The sequence below is a fragment of the Streptomyces sp. NPDC086554 genome (genome assembly GCF_040686095.1).
In the GTDB taxonomy this organism is placed as follows: Bacteria; Actinomycetota; Actinomycetes; order Streptomycetales; family Streptomycetaceae; genus Streptomyces.
Genome location: NZ_JBFBJK010000002.1, coordinates 405,873 through 415,506, shown reverse-complemented (window position 1 = coordinate 415,506; position 9,634 = coordinate 405,873). Strand labels below are relative to the sequence as shown.

The 9,634-nt window shown below is 67.6% G+C and carries 5 protein-coding genes; 2 read left to right on the top strand and 3 right to left on the bottom strand.

Translation table 11 applies throughout. The annotated features are described in order from the left end of the window. Nucleotides 1-193: 193 nt before the first annotated feature. Nucleotides 194-460 carry a 30S ribosomal protein S20 gene (gene rpsT, locus AB0O76_RS04525; RefSeq protein ID WP_135334171.1) on the bottom strand — a complete coding sequence of 89 codons (267 nt, stop codon included), beginning with the start codon at nt 458-460 and terminating at the stop codon, nt 194-196. A 249-nt stretch (nt 461-709) separates the two neighbouring features. On the opposite strand from rpsT, the gene lepA reads away from it, so the two are divergent. Both lepA and AB0O76_RS04515 read left to right on the top strand, forming a co-directional pair. Next, nucleotides 710-2,581, top strand: a complete 1,872-nt coding sequence (gene lepA / locus AB0O76_RS04520; protein ID WP_365485343.1) for a translation elongation factor 4 — start codon at nt 710-712, stop codon at nt 2,579-2,581. A 257-nt stretch (nt 2,582-2,838) separates the two neighbouring features. Further along, nucleotides 2,839-4,728 carry an AMP-dependent synthetase/ligase gene (locus AB0O76_RS04515; protein ID WP_365485341.1) on the top strand — a complete coding sequence of 630 codons (1,890 nt, stop codon included), beginning with the start codon at nt 2,839-2,841 and terminating at the stop codon, nt 4,726-4,728. 63 nt (nt 4,729-4,791) lie between these two features. Here AB0O76_RS04515 and AB0O76_RS04510 read toward each other — a convergent pair whose 3' ends face one another. Together AB0O76_RS04510 and AB0O76_RS04505 are read right to left on the bottom strand one after the other, a co-directional pair. Further along, the gene (locus tag AB0O76_RS04510; RefSeq protein WP_365485340.1) at nt 4,792-5,379 is read right to left on the bottom strand and encodes a response regulator; all 588 of its coding nucleotides are present in this window, start codon (nt 5,377-5,379) and stop codon (nt 4,792-4,794) included. A 12-nt stretch (nt 5,380-5,391) separates the two neighbouring features. Next, a complete protein-coding gene (locus tag AB0O76_RS04505; RefSeq protein WP_365485573.1) occupies nt 5,392-9,498 on the bottom strand; it encodes a HAMP domain-containing protein in 4,107 nt (1,368 codons plus the stop codon). Nucleotides 9,499-9,634: the final 136 nt, after the last annotated feature.

The following is a 9,634-nucleotide window of genomic DNA, read 5'->3' as shown; positions in this document are numbered from 1 at the left end:
GCCCCGCCTCGCCGTCCTGGGGAAGGACGGGAGACGGGGCTTCCGGTTCGAGCTCTGGTGGATCCGCACCCGCGTGGCGAACGCAGGTCGCGTGCGGATCCGAGGTGCCGGTCAGGAGCGGAAGAGAGGGACCGCTGGGTCCGTTCCGGCGTCAATCAAGTGAGCGACCGCAGAGCGGCGCTCGGACAGGGCTTCAGCCCTGGAGGGTCGCAACCTTCGAAGCAAGCGCCGACTTCTTGTTGGCGGCCTGGTTCTTGTGGATGACGCCCTTGGAGACGGCCTTGTCGAGCTGGCGCGAAGCCTCACGCGTCGCCTCGACGGCCTTCTGGGTGTCACCCGCGGCAACGGCCTCGCGGGCCTTGCGGATCGCGGTCTTCAGGGAAGACTTGACCGCCTTGTTGCGCTGACGCGCCTTCTCGTTGGTCTTGATCCGCTTGATCTGGGACTTGATGTTCGCCACGAAAGAGCCTTTTCAGGTTCAGGTACTGCAGAGGTACTGCAGATGAGTTTTTTTGACACGTACCTCAGGGCCGAGAGGGCCAGGAGACACAGCTGCCCAGATTACCAGCCGCCCCGCGACCGGCCCAATCCGGGCGTGGTCCCCGCCCCGAGCGGCCCAGACCTGGCCCAGTGCCCCACCCGTGGGACCATGGAACCTACGTATAGATCCGACCCGAGGCGACAGGCGCCTCAAGAGACAGGACCCTGCGTGCCCGCGACCCCTAAGAATGTGCCCGAGCCGAGCCGTACCGACTCGGCTCTGATCCGTAATTTCTGCATCATCGCGCACATCGACCACGGCAAGTCCACGCTCGCCGACCGCATGCTCCAGCTGACCGGTGTGGTCGAGCAGCGGCAGATGCGTGCTCAGTACCTCGACCGGATGGACATCGAGCGCGAGCGCGGCATCACGATCAAGTCCCAGGCGGTGCGTCTGCCCTGGGCCCCCACCGAGGGCCCGGATCAGAGCAAGACCCACATCCTCAACATGATCGACACCCCCGGGCACGTGGACTTCACGTATGAAGTCTCGCGTTCGCTCGCGGCTTGCGAGGGCACGATCCTCCTTGTCGACGCGGCCCAGGGCATCGAGGCTCAGACTCTCGCCAACCTCTACCTGGCGATGGAGAACGACCTCAAGATCGTCCCGGTGCTCAACAAGATCGACCTGCCGGCGGCGCAGCCGGAGAAGTTCTCCGAGGAGCTGGCCAATCTCATCGGCTGCCAGCCGGAGGACGTGCTGAAGGTCTCCGCGAAGACCGGCATGGGCGTCGAGGCGCTGCTCGACAAGGTCGTGGCCGAGGTCCCGCCGCCGGTCGGCGTCGCGGACGCGCCCGCCCGCGCGATGATCTTCGACTCGGTCTATGACTCCTACCGGGGCGTCGTGACGTACGTACGTGTCGTCGACGGCCAGCTCAACAAGCGTGAGCGGATCCGGATGATGTCCACCGGGGCCACGCACGAGCTGCTCGAGATCGGTGTCTCGTCCCCCGAGATGACCCCGGCCGACGGCATCGGCGTCGGCGAGGTGGGCTACATCATCACCGGCGTGAAGGACGTCCGTCAGTCCAAGGTCGGTGACACGATCACCTCCCTGCACAAGGGCGCGACCGAGGCCCTCGGCGGCTACAAGGACCCGAAGCCGATGGTCTTCTCGGGTCTCTATCCGCTCGACGGCTCCGAGTACCCCGACCTGCGCGAGGCCCTCGACAAGCTGCAGCTCAACGACGCCGCGCTCGTGTACGAGCCGGAGACGTCGGCGGCGCTCGGCTTCGGCTTCCGCGTCGGCTTCCTCGGCCTCCTGCACCTCGACGTGATCCGTGAGCGGCTCGAGCGCGAGTTCGGGCTCGACCTCATCGCCACCGCTCCCAACGTGGTCTACCGCGTGATCATGGAGGACGGCAGCGAGCACACGGTCACCAACCCGAGCGAGTTCCCCGAGGGCAAGATCGACGAGGTCTACGAGCCCGTCGTACGCGCCACGATCCTCGCCCCGAGCGAGTTCATCGGCTCGATCATGGAGCTGTGCCAGAACCGGCGCGGCACCCTGCTCGGCATGGACTACCTCTCCGAGGACCGCGTGGAGATCCGCTACACGCTGCCGCTCGCCGAGATCGTCTTCGACTTCTTCGACCAGCTGAAGTCCAAGACGCGGGGCTATGCGTCCTTGGACTACGAGCCCACCGGCGAGCAGTCCGCGCAGCTCGTCAAGGTCGACATCCTGCTGCACGGCGACAAGGTCGACGCGTTCTCCGCCGTCACGCACAAGGACGCGGCGTACGCGTACGGCGTGCGGCTCGTCGCCAAGCTGCGCGAGCTCATCCCCCGGCAGGCCTTCGAGGTGCCGGTGCAGGCCGCGATCGGTTCCCGGGTCATCGCCCGCGAGACCATCCGCGCCATCCGCAAGGACGTCCTCGCCAAGTGCTACGGCGGTGACATCTCCCGTAAGCGCAAGCTGCTCGAGAAGCAGAAGGAGGGCAAGAAGCGCATGAAGATGGTCGGCTCCGTCGAGGTGCCGCAGGAAGCCTTCATCGCGGTGCTCTCCAGCGACGACAGCGGCCCCGGCAAGGCCAAGAAGTAGCCGAGAAGTAACAGACGCCCCGCCCGGCACGGGCATTTTGACGGGTCCGTCGCGCTTTTGCGCGGCGGACCCGTTCTGTATGAGGTGGCAGGCAGAAGCTGTAGGAAGTGACAGGCAGAAGGCCCTTACGCAGCGGGCTTCGGCGCTCTACTCTGATCACCACTCGCAGGTTACTCGCAAGTTAAACAAGCAGCCGCCAGAGAAACATCAAGCAGCCGCCAGCCAGTCGCCGCACTGTCGCGGGCCCGGAGGATGTCGTGAGCGACACACAGACCTTGATCGAGAACCGTCCGCCGTCCGTGGCGCATCTCTTCCTGGAGCGCGTGGCTGCCACGCCGGACGCAGAGGCCTACCGCTATCCCGTGCCGGCGGCCGCCGGCGAAGGCCCCGACGACTGGAAGTCGCTGAGCTGGGCGCAGGCCGCCGAGCGCGTCTACGCCATCGCCGCGGGCCTGATCGACCTCGGCCTCGCACCCGAGGACCGGGTGGCGCTCGCCTCGTCGACCCGGGTCGAGTGGATCCTCTCCGACCTCGGCATCCTCTGCGCGGGCGCGGCCACCACCACGGTGTATCCGCAGACCAACGCCGAGGAGTCCACCTACATCCTGGCCGACTCCGGCAGCCGGGTGCTGATCGCCGAGAACGCCGAGCAGCTCGCCAAGGCGCGCGAGAAGCGGGCCGAGCTGCCCGAGCTCAAGCACGTCGTGGTGATCGACACCGAGGGCGCCGAGCCCGTCGACGGCGACCCCGACGGCTGGCTGCTCACCCTCGCCGAACTGGAGGCGCGCGGTACCGCCCACCTGGAGAAGAACCCGGAGGCGGTCAAGGAGCGGATCGCGGCGATCACCAAGGACCAGCTCGCCACGATCATCTACACCTCCGGCACCACGGGTAAGCCCAAGGGCGTGCGGCTGCCGCAGGACAACTGGTCGTACATGGCGAAGGCCATCGCCGCGACCGGTCTGCTCGGCCCGGACGACGTGCAGTACCTGTGGCTGCCGCTCGCGCACGTCTTCGGCAAGGTGCTGACGTCCGGCCAGATCGAGCTCGGGCACGTCACCGCCGTCGACGGCCGCGTCGACAAGATCATCGAGAACCTTCCGGTGGTGCAGCCGACGTACATGGCGGCCGTGCCGCGCATCTTCGAGAAGGTCTACAACGGCGTCGCGGCCAAGGCGCGGGCCGGCGGCGGTGCCAAGTACAAGATCTTCGTGTGGGCCGCGGAGGTCTCCCGCGAGTACGCGAAGGTCAGCCAGGACAACTTCCGCAGGACCGGCAACGCCTCCGTGCCGTTCGGGCTCGGCGCCAAGCACAAGGTTGCCGACGCGCTCGTCTACTCCAAGCTGCGGGAAGCCTTCGGCGGACGCCTGCGCGCCGCCGTCTCCGGTTCGGCCGCGCTCGCACCCGAGATCGGCTACTTCTTCGCCGGCGCGGGCATCCACATCCTGGAGGGCTACGGCCTGACCGAGTCCTCCGCGGCCTCCTTCGTGAACCCCGGCGAGGCCTACCGCACCGGCACCGTCGGCAAGCCGCTCCCCGGCACCGAGGTCCGGATCGCCGACGACGGCGAGATCCTGCTGCGCGGCCCCGGCATCATGGAGGGCTACCACGGCCTGCCCGAGAAGACCGTCGAGGTCCTGGAGTCCGACGGCTGGTTCCACACCGGGGACATCGGCGAGCTGTCGCCCGATGGGTACCTGAAGATCACCGACCGCAAGAAGGACCTGATCAAGACGTCCGGCGGCAAGTACATCGCGCCCGCCGAGGTCGAGGGCCAGTTCAAGGCGGTCTGCCCGTACGTCTCCAACATCCTGGTGCACGGCGCCGACCGGAACTTCTGCACCGCCCTGATCGCCCTCGACGAGCCCGCCATCCTGGACTGGGCCAAGGAGAACGGTCTGGAGGGCAAGAGCTACGCCGACGTGGTCGCAGCCCCGGCGACGGTCGCGCTCATCGAGGGCTATGTGAAGCAGCTCAACGAAGGCCTGCAGCGCTGGCAGACCGTCAAGAAGTTCAAGCTGCTCCCGCGTGACCTGGACATCGAGCACGGCGAACTGACGCCCAGCCTCAAGCTGAAGCGCCCGGTCGTCGAGCGCGAGTACCAGCACCTGATCGACGAGATGTACGCGGGCTCGCGCGAGGCCTGAGTCTCGATCGAGCCCAAGTCTCAAGTCCCGCACGCGGACGGGGTGTTCGCAGGGCCTCCGCCCTCACCCACCACCCCGTCCGCGCCGCATCTCCTTCACCATCTCCTCCATGTGCGTCACATGGTGGCGCAGTTCAAGGACGTCCTTGAGGCTGCTGGCGGCCATGTGCGTCTCGATCGCCGCGAGGCGCGCCGCAAGCTCGTCGAACTGCTGCTGCTCGCGCGCCAGAATGCGCTCCAACTGCTGGTTCTTGCGGTGCAGTTCGAGGAAGACGGTGACCTTGGCGCGCAGCACCCACGGGTCGAACGGCTTGGTGAGATAGTCGGCGGCGCCTGTCGCGTAGCCGCGGAAGGCGTACCCCGCGTCATTGTCCGTGCCCGTCAGAAAGATGATGGGTACGTCCTTGGTCTGGTCGAGCCGTTTGATGTTCGACGCGGTCTCGAAGCCGTCCATCCCCGGCATCCGTACGTCCAGGAGGATCACGGCGAACCGCTGCCGCAGGATCGCCTTCATCGCCTCCTCGCCCGAACGGGCGCGTACCAGTGGTTCGTTGAGTGACCCCAGGACGGCTTCGAGCGCCATCAGATTGTCCTCCATGTCGTCGACAAGGAGGATGCTCGCGCGGTTGTCGGTCATGACCTCTGTGCTCATGGTGACAGTGCCTCACTCGGGCCTCGGCGGAGCAGCGCTCTCCCCTGGTGCGCTCGGCTGCTCCGGGACAACGGGTTTCTCGGGTGGAGTGGTGGCCGGTGCGGACAGCTCCACCGCGTTCGCACCGCCATCGGGAGCCAGCAGGGCGCAGGCCACGCTGAGCAGTTGGTCCACATCCACGGGCTTGGGTACGTAGTCGGTGGCGCCCTGCGTGATCGCCTTGTCGCGGTCGCCGGGCATGGCCTTGGCGGTCAGCGCGATGATGGGGAGGCCGGACCAGCGCGGGGTGCGGCGGATCGCGGCGATGGTTTCGTAGCCGTCCATCTCCGGCATCATGATGTCCATCAGGACGATGTCGACGTCCGGGTTGCGCTCCAGGGTCTCGATGCCCTCGCGGCCGTTCTCCGCGTACAGGACCGGCATGCCGACCCGGCTCAGTACATGCGTCAGCGCGAAGACATTGCGGATGTCGTCGTCCACGATGAGCACCCGGCGGCCGCGAAGGACCCGGCCCGCCCGGCCCTCGCGATACTCCTCCAGCTTGGTGGGCGTGGGCCAGTTGTCGTCCTGGTCGCGGAAGGCGTGCGGGGACATGGCGGCCGTCTGGTCCTCCGGGATCGGCGGCGCGTGGGTCCGGGACGCCGCGTACGCCGCCGCGGCGGCCCCGTGTCCGGGGTGCACCACGGGGACGTACAGCGTGAAGGTGGAACCCTGGCCAGGGCTGCTCTCCGCGGTGATGCGGCCGCCGAGGAGTCCCGCGATCTCGCGGCTGATGGAGAGGCCGAGGCCGGTTCCGCCGTACTTGCGGTTGGTGGTGCCGTCCGCCTGCTGGAACGCCTCGAAGATGACCGGGAGCTGCTCGGCGGGGATGCCGATGCCGGTGTCCTTGACGGCGAAGCAGATCAGGTCGTCGTTGTCCTGGCGCGGCCGGTCGCCGGGGTGTTTGACGCGGGTCACACGCAGCTCGACGCGGCCGTTCGCGGTGAACTTGACCGCGTTCGACAGGAGGTTGCGCAGGATCTGCTGGAGGCGCTGCTCGTCGGAGAACATCTCGCGCGGCACGTCCTCGCCGACCGACACCTCGAAGGCGAGACCCCGGTCGAGGGTGAGCGGGCGGAACGTCGCGTGGACGTAGTCGAGGACCTTGATCAGCGGGAGGCTCTTGGGCCTGACGTCCATCCGGCCCGCCTCGATCTTCGACAAGTCCAGGATGTCGTTGATGAGTTGGAGAAGGTCGGAGCCCGAGCGGTGGATGGTCGTCGCGAACTGGACCTCCTGGTCCGAGAGATGGTCGTCGGGGTTGTCGGAGAGCAGCCGGGCCAGGATGAGCAACGAGTTCAGCGGGGTGCGCAGCTCGTGCGACATGTTCGCGAGGAACTCCGACTTGTACTGCGACGACGTGGCGAGCAGCGCCGCCTTCTCCTCCAGTTCGGCATTCGAGCGCTGCAACTCGGCCTGCTGGAGCTGGAGTTCGTCCGAGCGGTCCTGCAGCTGGGTGGCGAGCCGCTGCGACTCGCTGAGCAGTGATTCCGTACGGGAGTTGGCGATGATGGTGTTGATCGCGACGCCGATGGTGCTCACGAACTGGTCGAAGAACGCCAGGTGGACGTCGGAGAAGCGGGAGAACGTGGCCAGCTCGATCACGCCGAGCAGCTTGTCCTCGAAGAGGATCGGGATGATCACGAGGCTGGCCGGCGTCGCGTCCCCGAGCCCCGAGTGGATCTTGATGTAGTCGGGCGGCACCTCGTCGACGAGGATCCGCTTCTTCTCAAGAGCCGCCTGCCGCACCAGACCGTGCGCCGGCATGCCGCCGGTGTCGATGACCGAGCCCTGCGCGGAGCCGTACCCGGCGATGAAGGCGAGCCCCTTGACCGGGGGAGCCTGCAGCGTGGCCGTGTCCTCGGCGTCCGCGTCGGCCAGGAAGAAGGCGCCGTACTGCGCGTTCACCAGCGGAGTCAGCTCGCGCAGGATCAGATCGGCGACCTCCATCAGGTCGCGGTGGCCCTGCATCAGGCCCGCGAGGCGGGCCAGGTTGGACTCCAGCCAGTCCTTGGCCCGGGTGGTCTCGCGGAGGTTGGACACCATCAGGTTGATGTTGTCCTTGAGTTCGGAGACCTCGCCGCGGGTCTCGACCGTGATGGAGCGGGTCATGTCGCCCTGGGCGACGGCGGACGCGACTTCGGCGATCGCGCGGACCTGGGTGGTGAGGTTGAGGGCCAGCTCGTTCACGTTCGTCGTCAGGCGCTTCCATGTGCCGTAGACGCCCTCGACCCTTGCCTGGCCGCCCAGTTGACCCTCGGAGCCGACCTCGCGGGCCACCCGGGTGACCTCGGAGGAGAACGAGGACAGCGTGTCCACCATGGTGTTGATGGTGGTCTTCAGCTCCAGGATCTCGCCGCGCGCGTCGACGTCGATCTTCTTGGAGAGGTCGCCCTCGGCGACCGCCGTCGCCACCTGCGCGATGTTGCGGACCTGTCCTGTGAGGTTGTCCGCCATGTAGTTGACGTTGTCCGTGAGGTCCTTCCACACGCCCGATACGCCGAGGACCTGGGCCCGGCCGCCGAGCCGCCCGTCCGTGCCGACCTCGCGGGCCACCCGCGTCACCTCGTCGGCGAAGGCCCGCAGTTGCTCCACCATCGTGTTGACGGTGTCCTTGAGCTCCAGGATCTCGCCGCGCGCCGTCACTGTGATCATCTTGGACAGATCGCCGTTGGCGACGGCCGTGGTGACCTGCGCGATGTTCCGCACCTGCGACGTCAGGTTCAGCGCCATGAAGTTGACGTTGTCGGTGAGGTCCTTCCATACGCCGGACACGCCGCGCACCTGGGCCTGACCGCCGAGGTTGCCCTCCGTGCCGACTTCGCGGGCCACCCTTGTCACCTCGTCGGCGAATGCGGAGAGCTGGTCGACCATGGTGTTGATCGTCGACTTGAGTTCGAGGATCTCGCCCTTCGCCTCGACCGTGATCTTCTTGCCGAGGTCGCCCTGGGCGACGGCCGTCGACACCAGCGCGATGTTGCGGACCTGCGAAGTGAGGTTGTCCGCCATGAAGTTGACGTTGTCGGTGAGGTCCTTCCATACGCCGGAGACCCCACGCACCTGAGCCCGCCCGCCCAGATTGCCCTCCGTGCCGACCTCGCGTGCCACCCGCGTCACCTCGTCGGCGAACGCGGAGAGCTGGTCGACCATGGTGTTGACCGTCGACTTGAGTTCGAGGATCTCGCCGCGCGCATCGACGGTGATCTTCTGGCTCAGATCGCCGTTCGCGACGGCGGTCGTCACCTGCGCGATGTTCCGTACCTGCGAAGTGAGGTTGGAGGCCATGAAGTTGACGTTGTCGGTGAGGTCCTTCCAGACCCCCGACACACCCCGCGCCTGCGCCCGGCCGCCCAGCTGCCCCTCCGTGCCGACCTCGCGCGCCACCCGCGTCACCTCGGCCGCGAACGCCGAGAGCTGGTCGACCATCGTGTTCACGGTGAGCTTCAGCTCAAGGAGTTCACCCGTCGCCTCGACCGTCACCGTACGCGTCAGATCGCCCTGCGCCACGGCCGTCGTCACCAGGGCGATGTCCCGGACCTGGGCGGTGAGCCGGGACGCCATCGTGTTGACGGCCTCCGTCACGTCCCGCCAACTCCCCGACAGACCACGGACCTTGGCACGCCCGCCGAGCCGCCCCTCCGTGCCGACCTCGCGCGCGACCCGGGTGACCTCGCCCGTGAAGAGCGACAGCTGGTCGACCATCGTGTTCACGGCGCGGCCCAGGCGCCGCAGATCGCCCCGCAGTTCCTGTGAGCCGTCGTGCAGGTCCACGCGCTGGGTGAGATCCCCGCCCGCGACCGCGTTCAGGACGCGCGTGGCGTTGGCCGCAGGGGCGACCAGCGAGTTGAGCAGCGAGTTCACGTTTGTGACGCGCGTGGTCCAGCTGCCGGGGCCGGGGCTCGCCGAGAACCGTTCGTCGAGGTGGCCGTGGCGGATGATCTCCCGGCGTACGCGGGTGAGTTCGCTGTCGAAGTGCAGTGAGCGGTCCAGCATTTCGTTGAAGGTCGTGTGCAGCTCGCCGGCCAGGCCGTCACCGGTCACCGCGATCTTGGTGAAGTCCCCGTCCCGCGCGGCCCGCATCGCCGCCAGGAGGGAACGCAGGTCGGAGGTCAGCTCCGCGGAGCTCTCGACGGACGTGACCGTGCTCCCGACCGGCGCGACCGTGACCGGATCCGGCACGGGTATCGGAGCCGGAATCTGACCGAAACCGAGCGCA